Source organism: Methylobacterium sp. Leaf112 (assembly GCF_001423295.1).
GTDB lineage: Bacteria > Pseudomonadota > Alphaproteobacteria > Rhizobiales > Beijerinckiaceae > Methylobacterium.
This window is the reverse complement of sequence record NZ_LMNG01000030.1, coordinates 109,529-132,150: the sequence shown is the minus strand read 5'-3', so window position 1 is coordinate 132,150 and position 22,622 is coordinate 109,529. Positions and strand designations below refer to the sequence as shown.

Annotated in this window: 20 protein-coding genes; 8 read left to right on the top strand and 12 right to left on the bottom strand. The window is 69.1% G+C overall.

The window, feature by feature from the left end:
* Positions 1 to 2 precede the first annotated feature (2 nt).
* Positions 3 to 1,439, bottom strand: coding sequence for a Do family serine endopeptidase (locus tag ASF52_RS14495; RefSeq protein WP_443136688.1), 1,437 nt, complete (start codon positions 1,437 to 1,439; stop codon positions 3 to 5).
* Here ASF52_RS14495 and ASF52_RS23735 point away from each other — a divergent pair.
* On the top strand, positions 1,333 to 2,202 hold the full coding sequence (locus ASF52_RS23735; protein ID WP_443136687.1) for a pentapeptide repeat-containing protein: 870 nt from the start codon (positions 1,333 to 1,335) through the stop codon (positions 2,200 to 2,202). The two genes, ASF52_RS14495 and ASF52_RS23735, sit on opposite strands and share 107 nt — an antisense overlap.
* A 382-nt stretch (positions 2,203 to 2,584) precedes the next feature.
* Here ASF52_RS23735 and ASF52_RS14485 read toward each other — a convergent pair whose 3' ends face one another.
* Both ASF52_RS14485 and ASF52_RS14480 read right to left on the bottom strand, forming a co-directional pair.
* Positions 2,585 to 2,947 carry a phasin gene (locus tag ASF52_RS14485; protein ID WP_056173349.1) on the bottom strand — a complete coding sequence of 121 codons (363 nt, stop codon included), beginning with the start codon at positions 2,945 to 2,947 and terminating at the stop codon, positions 2,585 to 2,587.
* A gap of 142 nt (positions 2,948 to 3,089) precedes the next feature.
* Positions 3,090 to 4,337 (bottom strand): glycosyltransferase, encoded by a 1,248-nt coding sequence (locus ASF52_RS14480; RefSeq protein ID WP_056173346.1) that lies wholly within the window; start codon positions 4,335 to 4,337, stop codon positions 3,090 to 3,092.
* Positions 4,338 to 4,446: 109 nt separating this feature from the next.
* On the opposite strand from ASF52_RS14480, the gene ASF52_RS14475 reads away from it, so the two are divergent.
* Both ASF52_RS14475 and ASF52_RS14470 read left to right on the top strand, forming a co-directional pair.
* Entirely contained in the window at positions 4,447 to 5,760 is a 1,314-nt protein-coding gene (locus ASF52_RS14475) for a glycosyltransferase family 4 protein (protein ID WP_056173343.1), read from the top strand.
* A 53-nt stretch (positions 5,761 to 5,813) separates the two neighbouring features.
* A complete protein-coding gene (locus ASF52_RS14470) occupies positions 5,814 to 5,996 on the top strand; it encodes a hypothetical protein (RefSeq protein WP_056173340.1) in 183 nt (60 codons plus the stop codon).
* A gap of 129 nt (positions 5,997 to 6,125) precedes the next feature.
* Here ASF52_RS14470 and ASF52_RS14465 read toward each other — a convergent pair whose 3' ends face one another.
* Together ASF52_RS14465 and ASF52_RS14460 are read right to left on the bottom strand one after the other, a co-directional pair.
* Positions 6,126 to 7,808, bottom strand: a complete 1,683-nt coding sequence (locus tag ASF52_RS14465) for an acyl-CoA dehydrogenase family protein (RefSeq protein WP_056173337.1) — start codon at positions 7,806 to 7,808, stop codon at positions 6,126 to 6,128.
* A 192-nt stretch (positions 7,809 to 8,000) separates the two neighbouring features.
* Positions 8,001 to 8,885 carry a DMT family transporter gene (locus tag ASF52_RS14460; RefSeq protein ID WP_056173334.1) on the bottom strand — a complete coding sequence of 295 codons (885 nt, stop codon included), beginning with the start codon at positions 8,883 to 8,885 and terminating at the stop codon, positions 8,001 to 8,003.
* Positions 8,886 to 9,046: 161 nt separating this feature from the next.
* On the opposite strand from ASF52_RS14460, the gene ASF52_RS14455 reads away from it, so the two are divergent.
* Positions 9,047 to 9,931: a YihY/virulence factor BrkB family protein gene (locus ASF52_RS14455; RefSeq protein ID WP_056173331.1), complete on the top strand. Its 885-nt coding sequence runs from the start codon at positions 9,047 to 9,049 to the stop codon at positions 9,929 to 9,931.
* A gap of 148 nt (positions 9,932 to 10,079) precedes the next feature.
* Positions 10,080 to 10,901 carry a transglutaminase-like domain-containing protein gene (locus tag ASF52_RS14450; protein ID WP_056173328.1) on the top strand — a complete coding sequence of 274 codons (822 nt, stop codon included), beginning with the start codon at positions 10,080 to 10,082 and terminating at the stop codon, positions 10,899 to 10,901.
* A gap of 86 nt (positions 10,902 to 10,987) precedes the next feature.
* Here the strand turns inward: ASF52_RS14450 and ASF52_RS14445 are convergent, their stop codons facing one another.
* Positions 10,988 to 12,763, bottom strand: coding sequence for a glucan ABC transporter ATP-binding protein/ permease (locus tag ASF52_RS14445; protein ID WP_056173324.1), 1,776 nt, complete (start codon positions 12,761 to 12,763; stop codon positions 10,988 to 10,990).
* A gap of 280 nt (positions 12,764 to 13,043) precedes the next feature.
* On the opposite strand from ASF52_RS14445, the gene ASF52_RS14440 reads away from it, so the two are divergent.
* Positions 13,044 to 13,817, top strand: a complete 774-nt coding sequence (locus ASF52_RS14440) for a motility protein A (RefSeq protein WP_056173321.1) — start codon at positions 13,044 to 13,046, stop codon at positions 13,815 to 13,817.
* Positions 13,818 to 13,857: 40 nt separating this feature from the next.
* Positions 13,858 to 14,688, top strand: coding sequence for an OmpA/MotB family protein (locus ASF52_RS14435; RefSeq protein ID WP_056173318.1), 831 nt, complete (start codon positions 13,858 to 13,860; stop codon positions 14,686 to 14,688).
* Between the two features lie 8 nt (positions 14,689 to 14,696).
* Here the strand turns inward: ASF52_RS14435 and ASF52_RS14430 are convergent, their stop codons facing one another.
* Both ASF52_RS14430 and ASF52_RS14425 read right to left on the bottom strand, forming a co-directional pair.
* Positions 14,697 to 15,185 (bottom strand): CAP domain-containing protein, encoded by a 489-nt coding sequence (locus tag ASF52_RS14430; protein WP_056174116.1) that lies wholly within the window; start codon positions 15,183 to 15,185, stop codon positions 14,697 to 14,699.
* A gap of 34 nt (positions 15,186 to 15,219) precedes the next feature.
* The gene (locus tag ASF52_RS14425) at positions 15,220 to 17,802 is read right to left on the bottom strand and encodes a DUF3772 domain-containing protein (protein WP_056174113.1); all 2,583 of its coding nucleotides are present in this window, start codon (positions 17,800 to 17,802) and stop codon (positions 15,220 to 15,222) included.
* 671 nt (positions 17,803 to 18,473) lie between these two features.
* Between ASF52_RS14425 and ASF52_RS14420 the strand changes: the two genes are divergently transcribed.
* On the top strand, positions 18,474 to 19,022 hold the full coding sequence (locus tag ASF52_RS14420) for an HNH endonuclease (RefSeq protein ID WP_056173314.1): 549 nt from the start codon (positions 18,474 to 18,476) through the stop codon (positions 19,020 to 19,022).
* Here the strand turns inward: ASF52_RS14420 and ASF52_RS14415 are convergent, their stop codons facing one another.
* From ASF52_RS14415 to ASF52_RS14400, 4 genes are all read right to left on the bottom strand, one after another.
* Positions 19,023 to 19,247: a hypothetical protein gene (locus tag ASF52_RS14415; RefSeq protein WP_156398881.1), complete on the bottom strand. Its 225-nt coding sequence runs from the start codon at positions 19,245 to 19,247 to the stop codon at positions 19,023 to 19,025.
* A 151-nt stretch (positions 19,248 to 19,398) separates the two neighbouring features.
* A complete protein-coding gene (locus ASF52_RS14410; RefSeq protein WP_056173308.1) occupies positions 19,399 to 20,337 on the bottom strand; it encodes an outer membrane protein in 939 nt (312 codons plus the stop codon).
* A gap of 109 nt (positions 20,338 to 20,446) precedes the next feature.
* Positions 20,447 to 21,331: an outer membrane protein gene (locus ASF52_RS14405; RefSeq protein ID WP_056173305.1), complete on the bottom strand. Its 885-nt coding sequence runs from the start codon at positions 21,329 to 21,331 to the stop codon at positions 20,447 to 20,449.
* Positions 21,332 to 21,546: 215 nt separating this feature from the next.
* Positions 21,547 to 22,425: an outer membrane protein gene (locus tag ASF52_RS14400; RefSeq protein WP_056173301.1), complete on the bottom strand. Its 879-nt coding sequence runs from the start codon at positions 22,423 to 22,425 to the stop codon at positions 21,547 to 21,549.
* Between the last annotated feature and the right edge of the window lie 197 nt (positions 22,426 to 22,622).

Sequence of the window (22,622 nt, the reverse complement as noted above, 5' to 3'; positions counted from 1 at the left end):
TGTTATCCCCCGAACACCGAGGTGAGCACCTCGCCGCCGCGGTTGATCGAGACCTCCCACATGTTCAGGCTGTTGCGGGTGATCCGCTCCAGGTCCTTCGTGGTCGAGATGGGGGCGCCGTTGATGGCGACGATGATGTCGCCCTTCTGAAGTCCGGCGCGGGCCGCGATGGAATTCTCCTCCACCCCCGCCACGGCGACGCCCTCGGCGGGCAGGTCGACCTGGATCTCTTCCGCCACGGCCGGCGAGGTGTTGACCAGGGTGGCGCCGAGGAACGGCGAGCGGGTGCGGACCTTGAGGGTGTCGCGCGGCCGGGTCTCCGGCGCGGGGCCGAGCTTCACCAGCACGTTGGTCCGGCTGGTGCCGCGCAGGATGCCGAACTTCGTGGTGCCGGTGAGCGCCTTCAGGGCGAAACGGTATCCGAAGGCCTCCGGGTCGTCGACGGTCTTGCCGTCGACGCTGAGGATGAGGTCGCCGCGCTTGAGGCCGGCTTCCTCGGCCGGGCTCTTCGGCTGCAGGCTCGCCACCAGGACGCCGGTGGGGTGGTCGAGCCCCATGCTGTCGGCGATGTCCGGGGTCACGCTCTGCACCCGAGCGCCGAGCCAGGGCCGGCGCACGGAGGTGGCCCCGCCCTTGGCGGTCTCCACCACGGCGCGGACCATGCTCGCCGGAATGGCGAAGCCGATGCCGTGGCTGCCGCCCGATTGCGAATAGATGGCGGTGTTGACGCCCACCAGCCGTCCGTTGAGATCGACCAACGCTCCGCCGGAATTGCCCGGATTGATCGCCGCGTCGGTCTGGATGAAGAACTGGTAGTCCGACGAGCCGACCTGGGTGCGGGCGAGCGCCGAGACGATGCCCTGGGTCACCGTCTGGCCGACGCCGAACGGGTTGCCGATGGCCATGACGAAGTCGCCGACCTCGAGGGCTTCCGAATCGCCGAACGGCATCGCCACGAGGCCGCCCGTCGGGCTCTTGATCTTGACCACGGCCAGATCCGTGCGCGGGTCGCGCAGCACGATGGTCGCCTCGAACTCGCGCCGGTCCGCCAGGGCGACACGAACCTCGTTCATGTTCTCGATGACGTGGTTGTTGGTGATGACGAGGCCGGATTCGTCGAGGATCACACCGGATCCGAGCGATTTCTGCGCCCGCTCGCCCGGTGCTCCACCCCGGCCGCGACCGCCGCCGTTCTCGCCGAAGAAACGCCGCATGAACTCGTCCATGGCGCTGCGGCTGGCCCCCCGCGTCTCGACATGAGAGGCGTAGACGTTGACCACGGAGGGCGCGGCCCGCTTCACCACGGGCGCGAACGAGAGATGCACCTGCCCCTTGGATTGCGGGACCGTCTTCTCGCCGCTGTCCGGGCTCGCCTTCTCGGGCGCGGATCTGTCCGGCGCGATCTTGTCCGGCGCGATCTTGTCCGGCGTCTGCGCCATCTGCGCGACGGCCGGCCCGGTGGCGAGCCAGGCCGCCACGAGGGGAACGAGCAGGGGATACGAGCGCGGCATCGAGGACTCCCGGGATAACGAACCGCGTGCCCCCCGTCGGCAACGGGCGATGGGGGGCGAGGCGGGGATCTCGGGTTATCTAGACGTGCCGGGGGCTCGGCGCGAGGGGCCCCGTCAGACCCGGCCGATCCCCGCTGCGAGACGGCCGGCCCGGCGGGCCAGGACGCTGAAGCAGGTCAGCGACGCATCGGCGGCCCGCTGCATCTCGTCGACCTGGATGCGGATGGCGTCGGCCGGCGTCCTGGCGCCGGACAGGCTGTGCCAATGCGCCATGGCGGCGCTGCCCTCGCTCCGCAGGAACGCCAGGATCGTCGCGTTCGCCTGCGTGATCTCGCCGATCACGTCGAAGGAGGCCTCGGTCGGACGGGGGAGCGCGGGTTGGGCCATGGCCACGGCCTGCGCGACCGATGCGGTTTCCATCACCGCGACGGGGAGCGTCGCGACCGCCAGCGCGGTCTCGGGCTCGGGCGCGATGTCCGGAATGGTGACGGCGTCCGGGGCGGCCTCGAGGGCTTCGGGCGGCTGCATGACGGGCGTCGGCTCGGTCGCGTCGTCGGCGGTCTCGGCGGTCTCGGCCGCTTCCGTCGGCTGGGCCTCGGCCGGTCCGGAGGACACGGGCTGCCCCGCCGCAGCTTCGAGGGCGTCGGCGGAGACCGTCTCCAGGAGGGCGTCGTGGACCGACGGCACATGAACCTCGGTGCCGAGGGCGGACGCCTCCGCAGATTCCAGCGCGATCTCGGGCTCGGGGAGACGGGGTTCCACGACCATTTGAGCTTCCTCCGGATTGCGCCGCACCGCGCTCGACCGCGCGGGCGGCCCCTTACGCCGTTTCACCATGGCCATGTCTCCTCGAAGCCGTTCGGACGCATCCTACCCGAATCGGAGCACTCCGCCGAAATCCCGCCCTCGCGCCGCTGGCGGAGGGGACGGGCCTCGATGGAATGCGCCGAAGGGATGAAGCGATCCGTTCCGGAGCCGTGCCCGAATCGGTCGGATCACACCTCCGGCGCTTGGTTCATCCGACCGTCTCGCGGCGCGCCGATACGGGCGGCACCGTCGGGGTAGGGATCGGATCAGGCCGACGGGCGCAGGGTGTTCTGCGCGAGGGCGCCGAGATCCTTGGCCTGATTCTGCAGGCTGGCGATCTGGCTGCGCAGGAACTCGGACTGCAGCTCGAAGGCCTCGCGCAGGTCGCGGGTCCGCACCAGCTTCTGGGCGAAGTCGAACGTCGCGGTGGCGTTCTCCTGGGCGTGGTCGAAGCTCTTGGCGAGGGCGGTCTGCATCGACTCCTGCACGGTCTTCGACTGGGTCTGAAGCTGCTCGGAGGTCTTGATCGCAGTTCCGATCAGGTTGCCGACGGCGCTGCGGGCCTGATCGACGCTCTTCTCGGCGAAGGCGCGCATCTCGGTCGGGATCTCGAAGGTCTGGCCGGTCATGGCGTATCTCTCTCTTGCGGGAGCGCGCTCCAAAACGTCGCGCCGCGAAGGCTTTATGTTGCAGTGCAACATGGACGTCAAGATCGTCGTGGAAGGAAAATGCCGGCCGTCGGAAATCGTTCGCCCGACCGTAGGGCGCGCGTCAGGCGGCCCGTCCCCTGCCCGGCTGTCCCGCCACGGCCCTTGCCGCGATGACGCGTCCATAGACGGCTTCGAGCGACGCCGCGTGGGCGGCCGGAGTCGTCGGTGTCGCCCAGTACCGCTCGCTCGCCGCACGCCCGAGGCTGCGCAGCGCCGAATCGTCGGACAGGCGCCGCATGGCCCCCGCCAGAGCCTCGATCTCGGGTTCCACGGTGAAGCCGGTGACGCCGTCGACGATCCGCTCGGCGGCACCCGCCCGGACCGAGGCGATCACCGGAATGCCGTGGGCCAGGGCTTCGTAGACCGTGAGCGGGCCGGTCTCGAACCAGCGCGACGGCGCCACGAGGGCCCGGGCCCGGGCCCGCACCGTCTCCCAGACCGCCTCGGGGCTGCGCCAGCCCAGGATCTCGACGTGGGGATGGGCGCCGAGTTCGGCTTCCAGGGGGCCGGCGCCGATGAAGATGGCCGGCAGGCCGGCACGGGCGGCCGCCGCGGCCACGAGGTCGGCCCCCTTCTCCCGGGTGAGGCGGCCGACATACACCATGGCGTCGCCCTGCGCCGGATCGGCGGGCTCGGTGCGCGCCACCCGCACGGGATTGTCGACGCGGTGGTGGGTCAGGTCGAGATGGCCGAGGAGGCGGCCCATCCGCGCGACGCTGGCGTCGCAGACATGGATCACGTCGAGGGCATGCCCCCGCAGGACGGTGCGCAGAACGGCGTTGCGCCCGACCCGGACGAGCTTGTGCAGGCGGCTCCGGCCGTCGCAGGGGGCGGCGAGGCACCCCGTCGACAGGGGGGTGAGCGCGCAGGGCGCGGCGCGGTCGAACCGGTAGTAGACCCCGTTCGGGCAGGCCATGAAGTAATCGTGCAGGGTGACGACCACGGGCACGCCGCGGGCGAACAGCGGCGGAAACACGCTCGGCGACAGGCTGCGGGTCCATTGGTGCAGGTGCACGAGGTCCGGCCGCACCGGCAGGGCGTCGAGGGCGGCACCGAGGCGGGCGGCCGACGGCCCGTCCCAGATGCCCGAGACGGCGGCCCGGTGCGCCGGTCTGTCCCAGATGTCGCGATTGTGCAGGGTCAGGCGGGTGATGCCCGGATGGTCGAGGAGCGCGTCGGCCGGCCCGTCGATGGCCTGAAGATAGGTGACGCTGTGTCCGGCCTCGGCGAGGCCGCGGGCGGATTCCACCGCCACCTTCTCGGCGCCTCCGCTCGCCACGGCGAATTCGGCCAAGATCGCGATGTGCATGGCGTCGGCCGAGTCCCCGGGGCGAGCACGCCCGGACCTCGGTTTACCGGAGATCAACGCACGAGCGGTAAACGTTGCCGACGCATCATCTTCGACGGAAACGCCCGCCATGCACGTCGTTCTCGTCGTCGATCACGCCTTCATCAATGGCGGGCAGGCCAAGGTGGCCCTCGATGCGGGGCTCGGCCTACGGGCACGGGGACACGAGGTGACGGTGTTCGCCGCCGTCGGTCCGGCCGATCCACGCCTGGAGGCCGCCGGCATCCGGGTGGTCTGTCTCGGCCAGGACGACATCGCCTCCACTCGTAACAAGCTCGCGTTCGCCGTGCAGGCGATCTGGAACGCAAAGGCCGCGCAGCGCCTGTCCGAGGTCCTGGCGGGGCTCGACCCGCGCGAGACGGTGGTCCACGTCCACGCCTTCGCCAAGGCCCTGTCGCCCTCCATCGGGGTGAGCCTGCGGGCCTCCGGCCTGCCGCTACTCTACACCATGCACGAGTTCTTCCTCGTCTGCCCCAATGGCGGCTTCTACGAGTACCCGGCGCAGAGCATCTGCCACCGCACGCCGATGTCGCGGGACTGCCTGACGACGAACTGCGATGCGCGGAGCTATCCCCGCAAGCTCCTGCGGGTGGTGCGTCATGCCGCCCTCGACCACGTCGCCGGGATGCGGCGGCTGTTCCCCCACATCGTCACCATCAGCGCCCTGCAGGAAGCGGTGATCCGGCCGCACCTGCCGGCCACGACCCTGTTTCATCGGGTCGACAACCCGATCGCCGTCGCGAAGGCAGCGCCGCGTTCCGAACCGCCGGGGGATTTCCTGTTCGTCGGGCGCATCTCCACGGAGAAGGGCGCGCCGGTCTTCGCCGAAGCCGCGCGCCGCGCCGGGGTGCGCCCGGTCTTCGTCGGCGACGGTCCCGCCGCCGCGGATCTCGCGGCGCGCTACCCCGAGGCACGGATGCTCGGGTGGAAGGACGAGGCCGCCGTGCACGCCCTGATGCGCGAGGCCCGCGCCCTCGTGTTCCCGAGCGTCTGGTACGAGGGCCAGCCGCTGACGGTCTACGAAGCCCTGGCCTGCGGCGCGCCCGTCATCGTCAGCGATGCCTGCGCCGGTCGCGAGGCGGTGGAGGACGGCGAGACCGGATTCTGGTTCCGCTCCGGCGATGCCGAGGCCCTGGCCGCCCATCTCGTCCGGTTGAAGGACGACGCCTGCGCCGCGCGGATAAGCCGGGCCGCCCACGGGCGCTACTGGGCCGCCCCCCTTACCCTCGACGCCCATCTCGACCGGGTGAGCGAAGTCTACGAGACCGTTCTTCGCGAAGCCGCATCCCGGGCGCCGGTGCCCGGACGTCGGGGCAGTGCCGCCGTGGCCGCCCTGCCCCGCCGTGGCTCGGCGGTGGATACGGGGGCGGGTCACCCGCGTTGATCCAGCGAGGTTCGCCCGATGCGGCGGACCACGGGAATCGGAGAAACGCCGCCATGGCCGAGGACACCAAGTCACCGGAGACCGACACGATCTCCACCACGGGCCAACCCGCGCCGAAGGGGTCCGACAAGAGCCGGCCCGAGAACCAGCAGGGTGAACTCAGCGAACGCCTCGACGAGGCCCTGGAAGAGACTTTTCCGTCGAGCGATCCGGTCTCGGTGAAGATCACCAAATAGCGGTTTCCTTGGCAAAAGTGGCGCCTTCGCGGAGCCGAAACGAAGAACGCCGGGGCCATGGGCTCCGGCGTTCTTCGTTCGGCGGCTCGACCGTGCCGCTCCGCGAACGGAGCGATACGGGTGTCGGGATCAGGCGGCTTCGAGCAGCCGGCGGGCGATGACCTGGGCCTGGATCTCGGCCGCGCCCTCGAAGATCGAGAGGATGCGGGCGTCGCAGAGCACGCGGCTGACCGCGTATTCGAGCGCGAAGCCGTTGCCGCCGTGGATCTGCAGGGCGTTGTCGGCCGCCGCCCAGGCGACGCGGGCGCCCAGCAGCTTGGCCATGCCGGCCTCGAGATCGCAGCGCTTGCCCTCGTCCTTCTCGCGGGCCGAGAAGTAGGTGAGCTGACGGGCGATGTTGATCTCCACCGCCATCATGGCGATCTTGTCGGCGACGCGCGGGAAGTTGATCAGGGCCTTGCCGAACTGCACCCGGTCCTCGGCGTAGCGCAGGCCGAGGTCGAGGGCGTTCTGCGCCACACCGATGGCGCGGGCGGCGGTCTGGATGCGGGCCGACTCGAAGGTCTGCATGAGCTGGGTGAAGCCCTTGCCCTCGACTTCGCCGAGAAGGTTGGCGCCCGGCACCTCGAAATTGTCGAAGGCGAGCTCGTACTCCTTCATGCCGCGGTAGCCGAGCACGTGGATCTCGCCGCCGGACAGGCCCGCGACGGGGAAAGGCTCGGCGTCGGTGCCGCGCGGCTTCTCGGCGATGAGGAGCGACAGGCCCTTGTGGCCCTTCTCCTCGGGCTTGGTGCGCACGAGACAGGTCATGATGTCGGCGCGCACGGGGTGGGTGATCCAGGTCTTGTTGCCCGAGATCTTCCAGACGTCGCCGTCCTTGACCGCCTTGGTGCGGAGCGAGGCCAGGTCCGAGCCGGTGTTCGGCTCGGTGAACACGGCGGTGGGGAGCGTGTCGCCGGACGCGATGCCGGGCAGGAAGCGGTGCTTCTGCTCCTCGGTGCCGCCGCACAGGATGAGTTCGGCGGCGATCTCGGAGCGGGTTCCGAGGGAGCCGACGCCGATATAGGCGCGCGACAGCTCCTCGGAGACCACGCACATGGAGATCTTGGGCAGGCCCATGCCGCCATACTCTTCCGGGATGGTCAGGCCGAAGACGCCGAGCTCGGCCATCTTCGTCACGATCTCCATGGGGATGTAGGCGTTCTCGCTGTGCCACGCGTGGGCGTGCGGAACGACCTCGGCCAGGCCGAAGCGGCGCATCTCGGAGCGGATCGCCTCCATGTCCTCGTCGAGGCCGGACTTGCCGATGGTGGCCGAGCCGCCGTTGTCGCGGATGCGGGCGACGAGCGCCGCACGGTTCTCGGCCGTGTTGCCGTCGGCGATGAGGGCCTCGACGGCGTCGTTGCGGAACTGGGCGACTTCACGGGCGCCGAGGCCGAGGGACCCCGTCGGGCGCACCATTTCGCCCTGGCTCATGGGAATGCCGGAGAACATCTGGTCGAGGTATTCGCCGAGCCCGATCCTGACGAGGAGCGCCTCTGTCTCGCCGAACTCGCCCGACTCCGTCAGGCGGGCGGCGTAGGCACCGAGTTCGCGCACGCCCTCGGCGTAGGTGGCGATCCAGGCGAGCCCGTGGGTGGCGTGCTGCTCGAGCTCCATCTTCTCCGCCGAGATCTTGCCCTCGGGCGAGAGCACGCGGGTGCGGACCCGGCGGGTGGCCTCGGCGACGAGCGCCTTGGCCGCCTCGGCGGCCTCGCGGGCGAGGGTCAGCAGATCCTGCGGTTCGGAGGTCGTGACGGGAGAAGCGGACATGCGGCAACTCTTTCCAGAAAAGAGGATGGGTTGCCGCTCATTATAGGCAGGTTCGGCGGGTCTGTAGAGGCGTCTCGCCGCAGAGTGGCACTTTCCCGCTTGAATTCATTATTTTACGAGAGAAGAATCCCTCTTGTCCTTCGCGCGCGGCAGGTTCGCTAATTTAATTGCCGGTCGCATCAAAGAAAAACATCAGCCGCGGCTCGCCAGGGCGACCCCGGCGGCGGCGAGCGCCATGCCGGCGAGCTGCACCGGCGCGAGGGATTCGCCGAACAGGCCGTAGGCCATCAGGGCCGAGACCGGGGGGACGAGGAACAGCAGGGAGGCGACGCCCGCCACCGCCCCGCGCCGGATCAAGAGCAGAAGCAGCAGGATCCCCGCCACGGAATTGACGAGGACCGACCAGGCGAGGCCGAACCAGGCCGGAAGGGTGGCGTCGAACCGGCCGGTCCCGATGAGAAGCGCGACGGGGATCGCCAGGGCGGCGGCACCGACGAATTGGATCGCGGCGTTGGACAGGAGGTCGGCGGACCCGCCCCGGCTCTTCTGCCACAGGGTCCCGCCGGTCATGGCGACCATGGCGGCGAGACAGGCGGCGAGCGCCGGCACCGGAATGCCCGAGGTGCCGCTTGCCCCGACCTTGGGGGCGAGCACCAGGGCGGCGCCGGCAAAGCCCAATCCGATGCCGGACCAGCGCCGCGGGCTCACCCGCTCGCCCAGTACCGGCCCGGCGAGGAGCGCCGTGAGAAGGGGCTGGAGGCTGCCGACGAGGGCGGCGATGCCGGCCGGCAGGCCGTTCTGCACCGACCAGAACACCCCGATGACGTAGATGCCCTGCATCAGGATGCCGGCCACGAGGGCGTCGGCCCAGCCCCGGCGCCCGCGCGGCCAGCGCGCGCCGAGCATCGCGGCGAGGACCGCCAGGACGCCGGCGACGCAGACGACGCGCAGGGCCACGAAGGTCACGGCATCGGCATGGGGCGCCACGAAGCGCGCGGCGACGAAGCCCGTCGCCCAGATGAGCACGAAGACGGCCGGCACGGTGGCCGTGGATCCGGGGGAGGATGGGCTGGTCATGCTGGTGGCGCAGGCACCACAGTGCGGCCTGGAACACAAGGCACGCCGGATCGATGCCCCCCCAAACGCCCCTTCCGCGTTGCGCCGGACCCCGGCGTCGCGTTTAGAGGACGGCCGATCCGTCGACCGACGATGCATCAGCAGAGGACAAGCCCGCCCCCGTGAGCCGCCTGACGAAGCCACTCGAGATCGGAAGCGTCGCCGCCCGGCGCTTCATCGCCCATGACGGCTGGGCCATCGCCAGCCACATCGCCCTCTCGATCCTCATCGCGCTGTTCCCGTTCCTCATCCTGCTGGCCGCGCTGGCCGGCCTGTTCGGCACCAAGTCGCTTGCCGATGAAGCCGGGGTGCTGATCTTCGACGCCTGGCCGCGCGAGATCGCAAAGCCCGTGGTCAACGAGATGCACCGGGTGCTCACCGAGCAGCGCGGCGGCGTCCTCACCGTCGGTGCCGTGCTGGCCCTGTACTTCTCCTCGGCCGGGGTCGAGAGCCTGCGGGTCGGGCTCAATCGCGCGTACGGCCTGCGCGAGCAGCGGCCGTGGTGGCTCACGCGGCTGGAATCCATCGCCTACGTGATCTGCGGCGCCCTCGCGATGCTGGCCTTCGCCCTGCTGGTGGTTCTCGGACCCCTGATCTGGCGCAACGTCATCAACGTCGCCCCCGGCCTGGAACCCCTGAGCCTGACGGTGGCCATCGGGCGCATCGGCATCACGGCCTTCCTGCTCGTGAGCGTCCTCGTCATCGCCCACAAATTCATCGCCACCGGGCGGCGCTCGTTCCTCGCCGTGATTCCGGGTGTCGCCGTGACCCTGCTGCTGTGGTTCCTCGCCGGCCTCGGTTTCGGCTACTATCTCGACCGGTTCTCCAACGCCTACGTCTCGACCTACGGGAGTCTGGCCACCGCCATGGTGGCCCTGGTGTTTCTGTACTGGCTCGCCGCGATGTTCCTCTTCGGCGGCGAGATCAATGGCACCGTCATTGCAGCGCGGCGCGTGCGGCTCCAGGCGCGGATGCGGGAGAAGCAGGCTCGGGCCCACGGTCTCTAGGGGTTCACCCGGCTTCGACGACCCGGACGCTTCATCTGCGCACAGGGGACGCAATGACATGCGCGTGTGACTTGCGCGGCCTATTCCCTCCCACCAGGGCCGGGCATAGGGCGAAGGTCGGCGCGGCGGCCGGCCGGAGAGGGCTTCCATGCGGATCAGGTTCGGTTGCGAGATGGGCTACGAGTTTTCCCATCCGACCCCGCTGATCGCCCGTCTCAACACCTATCCGGTCAAGGGGCTCGCGGCCGTCCCGCCCGACGTGCTGCAGCTCGATCCGCCGGTGCCGACCAGGACCTTTCGCGATGCCTTCGGCAATCGCACCGTGCGCTTCTTGGCGCCGGCGGGCTCCATCACCCTCAGCGTTCACGCCGAGATCCCCGACGACGGCGCCCTCGACGCGATCGTGCCCGACGCCGTGGAGCACCCCGTCGAGCAGTTGCCCGAGGAGGCCCTGCCCTTCCTCGTCGCGAGCCGGTACTGCGAATCCGACCTGCTGTCCGACGAGGCCTGGGACCGGTTCGGGCACCTCGAACCCGGCTGGGCGCGGGTGCAGGCGGTGTGCGACTTCGTCCACCACCACATCGCCTTCGGGTACGCCTACTCCCACGTGGACCGCACGGCCGTGGACGCCTTGGCGGGCGGGCGCGGCGTGTGCCGGGATTACGCGCACCTGTTCGTCGCGTTGTGCCGGGCCCTGAACGTTCCGACGCGCTACTGCACCGGCTATCTCAGTTTCATCGGCGAGCCCGAGCCGCACGGGCCGGGGGATTTCGCCGCCTGGACGGAATGCTATCTCGGCGGCGCCTGGCACGTGTTCGATCCGCGCAACAACGCCCCGCGCCGGGGCCGCATCCTCGTCGCCCGCGGGCGTGACGCGGCGGACGTACCCCTCACACACACCTTCGGCGGCAACCGCCTGACCAAGTTCCGGGTGTGGGCGGAGGATGCGGCGACGCCGCATCGGGAATAGCGCGCCCGGCGCGCAGCGCCACCGCGACCCAGCCGAGCGCCCTCCCCGATCCCGTCCGAGCCGGAGATCGGGGAGGGCCTTTTCGTTCAGGCCGCGAGCTGCATCGCGACAGGCTCTTCCGCCGCCATGAACTGGGCTCGGGCCAGATCGGCGAAGCGGCCGTTCTGCTCCACGAGGCTGTCGAACGTGCCAGACTCGACGATCCGGCCCTCGTGGAAGACGAGGATGCGGTCGGCGTTGCGGATGGTCGCGAGGCGGTGGGCGATGACGAAGGTGGTGCGGCCCTCCATCACGGCTTCGAGGGCGCCCTGGAGCTTGCGCTCGGTGGTGGCGTCGAGGGCCGAGGTTGCCTCGTCGAGGATCAGAACCGGCGGATTCTTGAGCAGGGCGCGGGCGATCGACAGGCGCTGGCGCTCGCCGCCGGAGAGCGAGCGGCCGCGCTCGCCGATGACCGTGTCGAGGCCGTCGGCCTGACGGGCCATGAATTCGGTGGCCTGGGCCCGCTCGAGGGCGTCGATCATCTCGGCATCCGTCGCGTCCGGCCGGCCGACGAGGAGGTTCTCGCGGATCGAGCGGGCGAACAGCATCGGCTCCTGGAACACCACGCCGATGTTGTGGCGCAGGGAGGACAGACCGATGTCGCGGATGTCGGTGCCGTCGATGCGGATGGCGCCGTGGTCGGGGTCGAAGGCGCGGTGCAGCAGGCCGAGGGTCGTGGACTTGCCCGAACCCGTGGTGCCGACGAGCGCGATGGTCTCGCCGGCCTGCGCCGTGAACGACACGTCCTCCAGGGCCTTGCGGCGGGAATTGTAGGAGAAACCGACGGCGTCGAACGAGACGGCGCCGTCGAAGCGGGCGACCTGAGCCGCACCGGGACGGTCGTGCACCGCCGGGGTGGTGTCGAGGATCTCGAAATACTCGGCGATCTTAGGCATCTGCTGGAACAGGCCGTTGATGCAGGTGGCGACCTGATCGAGGCGCGAGACCAGCATCGTGGCCAGACTCATGAAGGCGACGACCTCGCCGACGGTGGCCTGGCCGTGCTGGTGCAGGGCGATGCCGGTGATGAAGATGGCCGTCATGGTCAGGGTCGCGGAGGCGCGGGTGGCGACGTTGGCGAGCGCCCACCAGGACAGGACCGGGATCTGGGCCGCGAGCAGGTTGCGGATGATGTCGTGCATGGCGTCCTTCTCCGCCTTGGCGCGGGTGAAGGACTGGATGACGGCGACGTTGCCGAGCGCGTCCGAGGCGTGCTCGGCGAGGCCCGACTGATATTCCTCGACCCGGCCCTGCAGGGTCTCGGTGCGGCGCATGACCAGGGTGGTGAGCACCGTGAAGGCCAGCACCAGCACGACGAGGATCGAGCCGAGCTGCCAGTTCACGAACAGGGTCATGGGCAGGAGGACGGCGAGCGACACGAAGGCGACGAAATGGTCGCGGAAGAAGCCGAGCCACAGCCAGAACATGCCGTTCGAGCCTTCCAGCATCGCCTTGAGGACGCGGCCGGAATGGTTCGAGGAATGGAAGGCGAGCGGCAGTTCGAGGACGTGCTCGAAATAGTTCGCCATGGACGACAGGCGGTTGCGGTGGGCCAGCCGGTCGGCGTGGAGCGCGATGGTCACGCCTGCCGCGATGGTGAACAGGCCGAAGGCCACCCAGGCGCCGATGAGGGGCGCCAGGGTCGCGAAGGCGTTGGACTTGGCGTTCAGGTGGGTGAGCTGGTCGATGATCCGGCCCATGAGCAGGGGCTCGGCGAAGGCCGCGACGGCGAGGGCGACGTTCGCCGTCGCCAGAACCACCGCCAGGTGCTTGTCGGCCCCGAGGAGGCCCATGACGCGGGCATAGAGACGAATCAACGACATGATACCGTTCGCTCCGAGTGCCGATCCTGGCGCGGCCCGCATGGGGTTGGATGCGCCGTGACGCGTCGCCGGTCCGGTCTCCGCCCACCGCGTGCGGGGTCGGCCAAATCCTTGACGTGACGCGCTTATGGCGTTCGCTCCCTGAACGGCGAATGACACGATCGGCCAAGCCGCGCGAGGTCTTTTACGGTTCGTTCACGCTGAATCCGCCAACGTGGGGACGGCGCCTCGTCCCGGGGCGCTCTCGCGGCCCCCGACGGCCGCCGAAGGCTCGGTGATCATGGACCTCGCAACCGGTATCGGGCTCATCGGCGGCTTCCTCACCGTCTTTGTCCTGATCATGATCGATGGCGGCAATTTCGCCGCCTATTTCGATAAGCACGCGGTCATCGTGATCTTCGGCGGCGCCACCGCCGCGACCATGATGCGTTTCCCGTTCTCGACCATGATGCACGGCCTGCCCATGGGTCTGCGCTACGCGTTCTCCATGCGGGCCATCAAGCCGCGCGAACTCATCGAGGAGATCACCCGGATCGCCGACGTGGTGCGCAAATCCGGCCCGATGGCCCTCGAAAGCATGGAGATTTCCGACCCGTTCCTCGCCCAGGGCGCGCGCTACATCGCCGACGGCTACGACCGGGACTTCATCCGCGACACCATGGAGCGGGACCGCGACAACTTCCTCATGCACCTCGACGAGGGCTCGAAGATCTACCGCGCCTTCGGGGATTGCGCGCCGGCCTGGGGCATGATCGGCACCATCCTCGGAATGGTCACCATGTTCGCCAACATGTCGGACCCGTCGAAGCTCGGGCCCGCCATGGCGACGGCCCTGCTCGCCACCCTGTACGGCGCGCTCCTCGCCAACATGGTCACTCTTCCGCTCGCCGACAAACTCCACGTCAAGCTGGAGGAGGAGGACGTCTCGCGCTCGCTCATCATCGACGGCATCCTGCTCATCCGCGATTCCAAAAGCTCCTCGCTCGTGCGCGAAATGCTGATCGCATACCTGCCGCACAATCACCGCGACGAAGTCGGGGCCGAGGCGGCCTGACGGGCGCGGCCGGTCCGACGGGCGAGAGGGAGACCAAGTCGTGGCCAAGAAGAAGCGCGGCGCGCATGGCGGCCACGGCTGGTTCGTGACCTTCGCCGACCTGATGGCGCTGCTCATGAGTTTTTTCGTGATGATCGCCGCCTACTCGACCCAGGACCAGAAGAAGATGCAGGCGGTGGCCGGCTCCATGCGCGACGCCTTCGGCGTCAACAAGGAATCGCGCTTCGCCGGCATCATCGAGAAGGACGGCTTGCCGACGGCGAACTTCGTCAAGCACAAGCGCGACATCCCGCCGGAGCAGTCCACCGACCACACCAATCCGCCGGACGTCGAGGGGACGGCGGACGACGGCGCACCGGACACCGGCATGCCTGAGGCGTACGGCCTCGCCGCCGCCAGCCTGCGCCAGGCCCTGCAGGACATGCCGGAGATCGCCGAGGCCTCGAAGAACATCATGGTCACGCCGACCGCCAAGGGCCTCGACATCGCCATCGTCGATCAGGACGGCGCCTCGATGTTTCCGGACGGGTCGAGCCGGCCGAACGACCGCACCCGGCGCCTGCTGGAACGTTTGGCGCCGACTTTGCGCAAGATGCCAAACCGCATCGCCATCGCGGGCTTCACCGCTTCGGAGCGTCCCGGCGCGCGGCCAGCCGCTCCGCCCTGGGAGCTCTCGGCCAACCGGGCCATCTCGGTGCGGGAGATCCTCGCCGGCAGCGGCGTGCCCGACGATCGCTTCGCCTCGGTCACGGGCAAGGCCGACACCGAGCCGCTGTTTCCCGACAACCCGTTTCTCGCAGCCAACCGCCGGGTGACGGTGACGCTCCTGTCGGAGGCGCCGGTGGTTTCGCGGAAGATGAAGTTCCCCTGACGGGGACGCTACTTCGACACCAGCAGCGCCCAGTAGACCCGGTATTTCGAGTTCGGCGCGTAGGCCGTGGCGATGCCCATGCGGGTGGCGTCGGGCGCCAGCATCACGGCATTGTGGGCCGGGCTGTCGCGCCACCCCGAGAACGCCTCCGCCAGGGTGTGGTAGCCGGCCGACAGATTGGCGCCGGCCGACGGGTGGCCGAGGCGCTCCATGGCGACCCGCACGGTCTGGGCGCGGCTCGGCCGATCGGCGGCCGCCATGGCGGCGGCCTCGGCTTCGGCGAGCTTCTGCAGTTCGGGGTCGAGGCGCAGCGCCGTGCCGCCGGTGCGGGCGCGGTAGGCCGAGATCATGTCGCGGGCCGTGGCCGCGTCGACCTGCGCCGCGGCGGTGGTCATCGGCCAGTACAGGCTCGGCAGGGCCGTGGCGGTCTCGAGGGGCTGCTGCGTCGCGCACCCCGTGAGCGTCGCTCCGGCGACGAGGCAGGCTCCGAAACACACGCCCCGGACACCCGAAAATCCCTGGCCCACCTGCTCACCCCTTCGGCATCTCGGCCTCCCGCCGGCCCGCCGATCCGTTCGCGTCGCCCCTCGGCTCCGCGAACGAACTGGCGATCCGGCCCATGGCCTCCTGGAACGGTTCGAGCCCCTGCACGACGACGTTGCTGGAGCCCGGACCCATGGCCGGGATCATTCCGACCTCGGACAAGGACTTGAACACGGCAAAGTTCAAATCGTTCTGCACCTTCAGGCCGAAACTCACGTCGATGATCATGGCGATGAGCTCGAACTCGAGGAACGGGTCGCCGATCTTGCGGAAGACCACCCGGGGCGGAGGCTCCTTCAGCACGTCCGGGTGGGCGCTGGCGCAAGCGACCAGCATCTCGGCGGCGCGCACCGGGTCCTGGTTGCGCAGGACGTTGACCGTGATGGAGACCCGGCCGGTACGGTCGCCTCGGACCCGGTTCTTGACGATGCCGGAGATGAGGTTCGAGTTCGGCACGATGACGGCGGAGCGGTCGAAGGTCTGGATCTCCGTGGAGCGCACGGAAATGCGCTTCACGATGCCCTCGCTGTCGCCGATGAGCACCTGGTCGCCGACGCGGATCGGGCGCTCCCACAGGAGCAGCAGGCCCGAGACGAAGTTGTTGACGATGGATTGCAGGCCGAAACCGATACCGACCGACAGGGCGCCGGCCACGATGGTCAGTTTCTCGAGACTCAGGCCGAGATACGAGAACGCGAGCGCCAGGGTGAGCAGGAAGCCGCAATAGCCCGCGATGGTCGAGATCGAGTTGCGCAGGCCCGCATCGAGGTCGGTGGCCGGCAGGTAGGTGTTTTCGAGCCAGCGCTGGATCGCCCGGGTGACGGCCATGCCGAGCACGAGCAGGCCGACGGCCAGCGCGATGGTGGAGAGCGAGATGGTGACGTCGCCGACCTTGAATCCGAAGAAGGCGCTGCGCACGGAGGTGAACACGTCCGTCGAATCGAGGCCCCAGGGGGCGAGCGCCAGGAGGGCCGCGACCAGGATGAGGACAACGCGGGCGAAGCCCGTGGCCAGCACGGCGATCTGGTTCAGGGAGCGCTTGCGCAGGCCGGTGTTGGCCTGGAGCGCGGTCGCGATCTTGGTGTCGTCGCGCAGGGTCCCGCCGATGAAGGTGTCGGCGCTGCCGATGAACAGGAACAGCAGCACGAACAGGCTCGCGGTCCAGACGAGCTGGTCGATGAGGAAGGTCGAGAACGCGACGTAGCCGACGAGCGCGGCCGCGCCGATGACCGCCACCGCAGCCCAACCGAGGAGCCGGGCCGGGCCGCCGATGCCGGTGGCGGCCTCGGGCGCCACGTAGGGCCCGAAGCACGCCTCCTCCTTCTCCGCCGTGTCGGCGAAGCGGTGCAGGCCGATGGCGAGGATGAGGGCGGTGGCGATGGCGCCGAGGCCGCGCGTGGCGATGGAGATCGGGAGGGCCGCGGAGATCGCGGAGTTCAGGGCTTCGACGGATTTCACCACGGTGATCACCACCGCGATGCTCACCGCCAGGGTGGTGATCCGCGAGGCGGCCGCATCGGTCATCGTCGTGGTGCGCCAGGACGGCTTGTCGGGCGACAGCAGGGCGTCGGCCAGGGCCTCGACGAAGGCGATGAAGGCGAGCCCGATGAGGATCGCCCCGGCCACCGGCAGCAGCCGCATGGGCAGGAGGTTGGTGACGTCGAGGGCGTAGTAGACCGCATAGCTCCCGAGCACCGCCGGCACGGTGCCGAGGAGGAAGACCCGCCAGGCGGCCAGCAGCTTCTTGCGCTGTGACGGATCCGTGGCCTTGGCGTCGCGCCGACCGAGGCGCGGGGCGATGTTGCGGCGACCGAAATACAGGGCGATGGAGATGCCGAAGGCGATCCCGAGGAAGAGCAGGTTGGTGAGGGTGCCGTTGCGCGCGAACAGGTCGGCGGTGTCCGAGACGGCGTTCTGAAGCGCGCGGACGTCGCGCGGGATGTCGGCGGCGATCCGCATCCACAGGTCCGGGGTGACCAGGGCGGTGGAGCGCTCGAACAGGCCGCGGGTGAAGGCCGCGCGGCGCTTGTTGGTGACCTGATCGACGATCTGGTCGCTCTGCACGAGGAGGGATTTCGCGAGGCGCTGGGTCTCGTCGATCTCGGCCACCGCCTGTTCGCGCTCCGTGCGCTCGCGTGCGACGTCCTCGCCCTCCGCCCCCTCCTTCGGCTTGGGGCCGAGCTGCGTCAGGCGTTCGCGGGCCGCCTCCAGCCGCGGAGTGGTGAGATCGATCACGTGGCGGATGCGGTCGGCGATGGCGTCGACGCCATCGCGCGCGCGGGTCAGGTCGCCGCTGCCGACAGTCTCGCCGGCGAGGATCTTTTCGCGGTGTTCGAGGTCGTCCTTCGCCTTGTCGAGGGTGTCGCGGACGGTCTTGATCTCCTCCGACACCACGGGCTTCGGGGCCGGGGGCTTGGCGGGTGCGGCCGGCTGGGCGGCCGGCTGGGCGGCGGGTGCCGCCGGCTGGGGCGCCTGTCCGAAGACCGCGCCGGGAACGAAGCTCGCGAGGCCGAGCCATCCCGCTGCCAGGACCGGGACGAGACGCAGCCTGCGCCCGGTCCCGCCGGGCATGCGACGCACCCTCCCCTCGGTGGGCCGATGAGCGGTCGGGGCGTTCGTCTCGTGCAAGGTGCCGTCCTTCGTGTCGGGGCCCTGCCCGCTCGGAATGGCGCGGCGTGCCGGGGCGACGCTGCGGGATCGCACGAACGAGGCCAGGGCGATCAGGGTCGGGAGACGCGGCAATCGCCGAGCAATGGGGCGAAAGGCTGACCGTGCCCCGCCCCGGCCGCATCGCTGGCGTGCGGATCGCGGGCAGACGACCTGTGGGGAAACGAGCTGCCGGCCCGGCGGCCCGTGGGCATCGCTCCTTGTGGGCATCGCTCCTTGTGGGCATGGCGTCGCGCGCATGCGGGGTGACCTTCACAAGCGTGTCATGCTGATATTACACTAACCCGTGATGGACTTTGCCTTTTCGTATCGGTGCGATGAGGTGGTGACGGTCGTCCGCGTCGAGGGACGTTGCCACCAGCCGGGCGCATTCGCCCGATGCGACCGCTTTTGGCCTAAGCCTTCCGTGATTTCCGCCGCGCCTGCGCCGCTCCGACGGCGCCTTCTGCGCGCGCCCGCCCACGGGACGCACCGGTCCAAACTCCGAAAACGTTTGATCTTTCATCCGACAGGGGCAGCGCGCCGGGCGATTCCCGCGCGTTGTCCCCGTGTCGACCCGCCGAGAGGGGTGCGCCATGCTGGATCTCCAAACGCTCGTGCTGAACGCCGATTACCGGCCGCTGTCCTACAATCCGCTCTCGCTGTGGTCCTGGAAGGACGCCTTCACCGCCCTGTTCCTCGACCGCGTCACCCTGGTGGCGAGCTACGATGTCGAGGCGCGTAGCCCGAGCCGCTCCCTGCGGGTGCCGAGCGTCGTCGCCCTCAAGAGCTACGTGACCCTGGCGCGCAGCCCGGCCTTCACCCGCTACAACATCTACCTGCGCGACACGTTCTCGTGCCAGTATTGCGGCCTGCGCCTGCCGTCCGGCGGGCTCACCTTCGATCACGTGGTGCCTCGCTCGCGCGGCGGGCTGTCGAGCTGGGAAAACGTGGTCGCGGCCTGTTCGCCGTGCAACCTGCGCAAGGCCAACCGCACCCCGGCCGAGGCCGAGATGCCCCTCTTGCACGAGCCGCACCGCCCGACCCGGCACGAGCTGCACCGCCGCCAGCCGGAATTCGACCACCGGCAGTACCACCACACCTGGGTGGACTACCTCTACTGGGATTCCGAGCTGGAGAGCTGATCAGAACCGGCGCGGCGGCTCGTTGTAGAGGGGCAGATTGAGGGAGCGCGGCACCCGCACCACGGGCAGAGGCGGCGGCGGCGGCAGGTAGGCCGGATCTCGATAGGCGATCTCGGGCGGCGGCAACGGCCGGTGACGGAGTTCTCCCCCCGCCTGTGCCGGGCCGAGACCGGCGAGGACGAGGCTGGCCGAGGCCAGTCCGGCGCTGAGGACGAGGCGGATCATGGTTCGGGCGTTTCCGGCATCGGTGAAATCGATCGGGTGCGGCACCCCTATCCTACCCCGCCAAAAGCGAGTGCTGCCTTAACAAGCCCGCGCGTGTTCCGTCCCATTGCGCAGCGGCCGGCCATCCACCGGAGACGGTGTCGAGGCAAAATCAGAACTTCACGGCCGCACCGCCGCGCACGGTGTTGAGATTGACCTTGTGGCCGTCGAAATCGTTGAACAGCACGTACTGATATTCGGCCCGCAGGAGAATGTTCTGCGTCAGGGCGTATTCCATGCCCGCGCCAAGGGCGATGCCGCCGACGATCTTCTCCGTCGGCCCCTTGGAAATCGCAACTGGAGCCGCGGGGACGGTCTGCAACGCTCCGTTGGGGGATGATTGAACGCCAGGATAAGCCGGGTTGAAGCTGAGGTAATCGTGACGGGACACGTAAGCCGGTGCTCCCGCAGTCAGAGCTTGGTTGGCTGCATAAGTTCTGGCATCGTATCCATAGTTCTGTACGAGGACTTGGTCCGTAACGATGGCGCGGCCGATCGCAACGCCGCCTGTGACGAAGGGAAGAAAGCTGCCAAAACTCCAGCCACCACGCGCTCGAATAGTTCCATAATCTTCGATTTTTGTGGTGGATTCACCAAAGAGATTGACCGTTTCCGCAATGCCGCCGGATGTCATCATAATTCGGCCGATGCCGTTCGATGCGACGCCCGTGCGATTGAAACGCGTGTAGTCCGCTTCGATGCCGACGACGGCTTCGTCGAACTGATAGTTGAATCCGGCGAACGCACCGTAGCTGGTTCCTTCGATACGCGTCGAAGGGATCGCTAGCAGGTTCGAAGCCGAGAATTGGCTTTCGATATCGCGTGCTCGGAATTGGAGGGCCAGGATATCCTGGAAGACGTTCTTCTGCTGGAGCGCGGCCGACGTATAGCCGCCATGCCCACCGACATACACGCCGTTCCAATCGATGATCGGGGCCGCCGGCTCGTAGTCCGGGCCGCGCAGGACGCCGTAATCGAGGTCGGCGGCGCCGGCGGTGGAGCCGGCGCCGAGGGCGAGCGTCGTCAGGAGCGCGAGGGTCAGGGTCCGCATCGATGTCGTCCTCAAGGCGTCAGATCGACTGGGTTTTTACTGAGCCTGTTCTGGAATGTGTACTTGAGTAACCTTAACGGAGCGTTTCGGTCTCCGGAGCCGGCCGGGCCTACTCGTAGGGGTTTCCGCTACTCCACACCGTGGGTAGTCCCTGCAGGCTCGGAATGCCGTCGCGGAAGGCATAGCGCAGGCCGACGCGGACTTCGTTGGCGGCGAGATCCTTGAGGCTGCTGCCTGACCGGAAGGCGTCGAGGCCGGATTCGGCGCGCCCTAGATCGACGTAGCGGTAGCTCGCATCCAGGCTGAAGCCGGCGCCGAGCTCGTAGGCGACGCCGCCCGTGAGCGCCCAGGCGAGGTTGGTGACGGAGCGGTTGGGCCGGATCACCGCCGGGCGTGAGCCCGCGCCCGGCCCGCCGTCGCAGGCGTCGATGAGGCAGGTGGTCTGGGTGTAGCCCCGGCGAAACTCGTTTCGTGCGAAACCGACGCCGGCGCCGATATACGGGGTCAGGCCCCACCAGGTCCCGAGGTCGGCGTAGACGTTGACGAGGCCTGTGAGTGCGCCGAGGCGACCGGCCTCGACGTTGTAGCCCGTGGCGAAGTTGGTGCGCGACGAGTACGCGCTGTAGGTCGAATCCTGGCGCTGGTCGAAGGTGGCGTCCACGCGCAGCCAGGGGTTGATGCGGTAGCCGACGCCGCCGCCGTAGCCGGCCTCGCGGCTCAGGGTCCGCCGCACCAGGGGCGGCATGCCCGGGTCGTTGGGATCGGGCAGGGTCGCGTCCGTCGGGCGCAGCGGAAAGCTCTCGGTGAAATCGGCGCGGAGATACCAGCCGCCGCCGATGGGCACGGGGGCGGCCTCCGACGGCGGGGGCGGCAGCAGGTCGGCGCCCCACGCGGGCACGAGGGCTGCGAGCGACATCAGGGTCAAGGCCGATCCGGCGACCGCGGCGCGCGTCCGCCCATGGGCGCGATGCGATGGGCGCGTCTGCTGTGTCATGCTGTCCCCGAACCGTTTGCACCCTGTCCCGGGCGGCACGCACCCGTAGGGACCGACCTGGCTGTCGTCATGCGCGCGAGTATCAAAGAGGAAGGTTAGGAGCGGATTAAGCTTAACGCGATTGCTGGCGAAGGTTTGCTGTCGCAAACCAAGACGGCGCGAACCGGAGGGTTCGCGCCGTCTTGGTCATGGGTGCTGTGACGCCCGAGGGTGTGTCAGTACTTGCGGATCAGCGGAACCGGCTCGGGCTGGTAATCGGCGATGACCGGAGCGGCGACGATACCGCCGAGCATCCAGCGCATGCCGATGCGCACATCGTGGGAGGTGACTTCCTTGAGCTTGTAGGAGGCGCCGGCACAGCCCGGATCGTTGAAGCAGCTCACCGAGCCGGTGCCGACATGGCCGAGGTTCATGTAGCGGTAGCCGAGCTCGAGCTTGAGGTTCGGCGTGACGCTGTAGCCGAGGCCGGCCATGGCCGCCCAGGCGAGGTTGGTGGTGCGCTTGGTGGCGGCGATGCCGAAGCCGCCGGCGGCCGAACCGGCGCCGGTGTCGTTGAAGCCGTGCACCGTGTGGAAGGCCGAGCCGACGCCGCCGCCGATGAAGGGCGTCACGCCGTACCAGCTGCCGAGATCGACGTAGCCGTTGGCCATGGCGACCACGGTGGAAAGGTTGCCCTGGTCGTAGTCGATCCCCTTGGCCGGAACGCCGTTGCCGTAGGGCAGATCGAACTTCTCGACGAAGGAGAAGCGGCCGCCGCCCCGGTATTCACCGGTGATGTCGCCGCGCAGGAAGCCGTTGAACTGGTAGCCGACGCCGCCGCCGCCGAAGAACTGGTCGCCCATGCTCTTCTGGTGGATCTCATAGTTCGGCGGCAGTGCCTTGCCCGGCACGGTGGTCACCACCTTCTCGTAGCTCGCGGCACCCACGCCGATATCGCCGCGCAGGTACCAGCCGCCGCCGATCTCGACGGGCGGGGGCAGCGGCTCGGGCGGCAGGGGGGGAAGCAGGTCGGCGGCGTATCCGAGGCTGGGCGCTCCCACGCTCGCAAGGAGCGTGAACGAGCGCACCAAGGCAGACAGCTTGGAGCGGCGCATGGAATTCAGTCCTTCACTCGACCGTTTGCCGGGAGCGACGAGGCGCCGGCTCGGATGACGAAGGCATGATTGGCGCAACGGGGTTAAATCAGGCTTAACGTTAAATCTTATCCTTGCCGGACTATGACGAGACAAGTGGAGACTCCGGGCCAAGTCAGGCGGGCAGGCCGGCGTCGATCCGGACCGGTGCATCCGAA

Coding starts and splice junctions, on each gene's coding strand:
- ASF52_RS14475 (WP_056173343.1), top strand. CDS start 4,447: ATGCACGTCGTTCTCGTCGTCGATCACGCCTTCATCAATGGCGGGCAG.
- ASF52_RS14400 (WP_056173301.1), bottom strand. CDS start 22,425: ATGCGCCGCTCCAAGCTGTCTGCCTTGGTGCGCTCGTTCACGCTCCTT.
- ASF52_RS14450 (WP_056173328.1), top strand. CDS start 10,080: ATGCGGATCAGGTTCGGTTGCGAGATGGGCTACGAGTTTTCCCATCCG.
- ASF52_RS14415 (WP_156398881.1), bottom strand. CDS start 19,247: ATGATCCGCCTCGTCCTCAGCGCCGGACTGGCCTCGGCCAGCCTCGTC.
- ASF52_RS14420 (WP_056173314.1), top strand. CDS start 18,474: ATGCTGGATCTCCAAACGCTCGTGCTGAACGCCGATTACCGGCCGCTG.
- ASF52_RS14480 (WP_056173346.1), bottom strand. CDS start 4,337: ATGCACATCGCGATCTTGGCCGAATTCGCCGTGGCGAGCGGAGGCGCC.
- ASF52_RS14425 (WP_056174113.1), bottom strand. CDS start 17,802: ATGCCCGGCGGGACCGGGCGCAGGCTGCGTCTCGTCCCGGTCCTGGCA.
- ASF52_RS14465 (WP_056173337.1), bottom strand. CDS start 7,808: ATGTCCGCTTCTCCCGTCACGACCTCCGAACCGCAGGATCTGCTGACC.
- ASF52_RS14460 (WP_056173334.1), bottom strand. CDS start 8,885: ATGACCAGCCCATCCTCCCCCGGATCCACGGCCACCGTGCCGGCCGTC.
- ASF52_RS14440 (WP_056173321.1), top strand. CDS start 13,044: ATGGACCTCGCAACCGGTATCGGGCTCATCGGCGGCTTCCTCACCGTC.
- ASF52_RS14445 (WP_056173324.1), bottom strand. CDS start 12,763: ATGTCGTTGATTCGTCTCTATGCCCGCGTCATGGGCCTCCTCGGGGCC.
- ASF52_RS14405 (WP_056173305.1), bottom strand. CDS start 21,331: ATGACACAGCAGACGCGCCCATCGCATCGCGCCCATGGGCGGACGCGC.
- ASF52_RS14470 (WP_056173340.1), top strand. CDS start 5,814: ATGGCCGAGGACACCAAGTCACCGGAGACCGACACGATCTCCACCACG.
- ASF52_RS14410 (WP_056173308.1), bottom strand. CDS start 20,337: ATGCGGACCCTGACCCTCGCGCTCCTGACGACGCTCGCCCTCGGCGCC.
- ASF52_RS14485 (WP_056173349.1), bottom strand. CDS start 2,947: ATGACCGGCCAGACCTTCGAGATCCCGACCGAGATGCGCGCCTTCGCC.
- ASF52_RS14495 (WP_443136688.1), bottom strand. CDS start 1,439: ATGGCGCAGACGCCGGACAAGATCGCGCCGGACAAGATCGCGCCGGAC.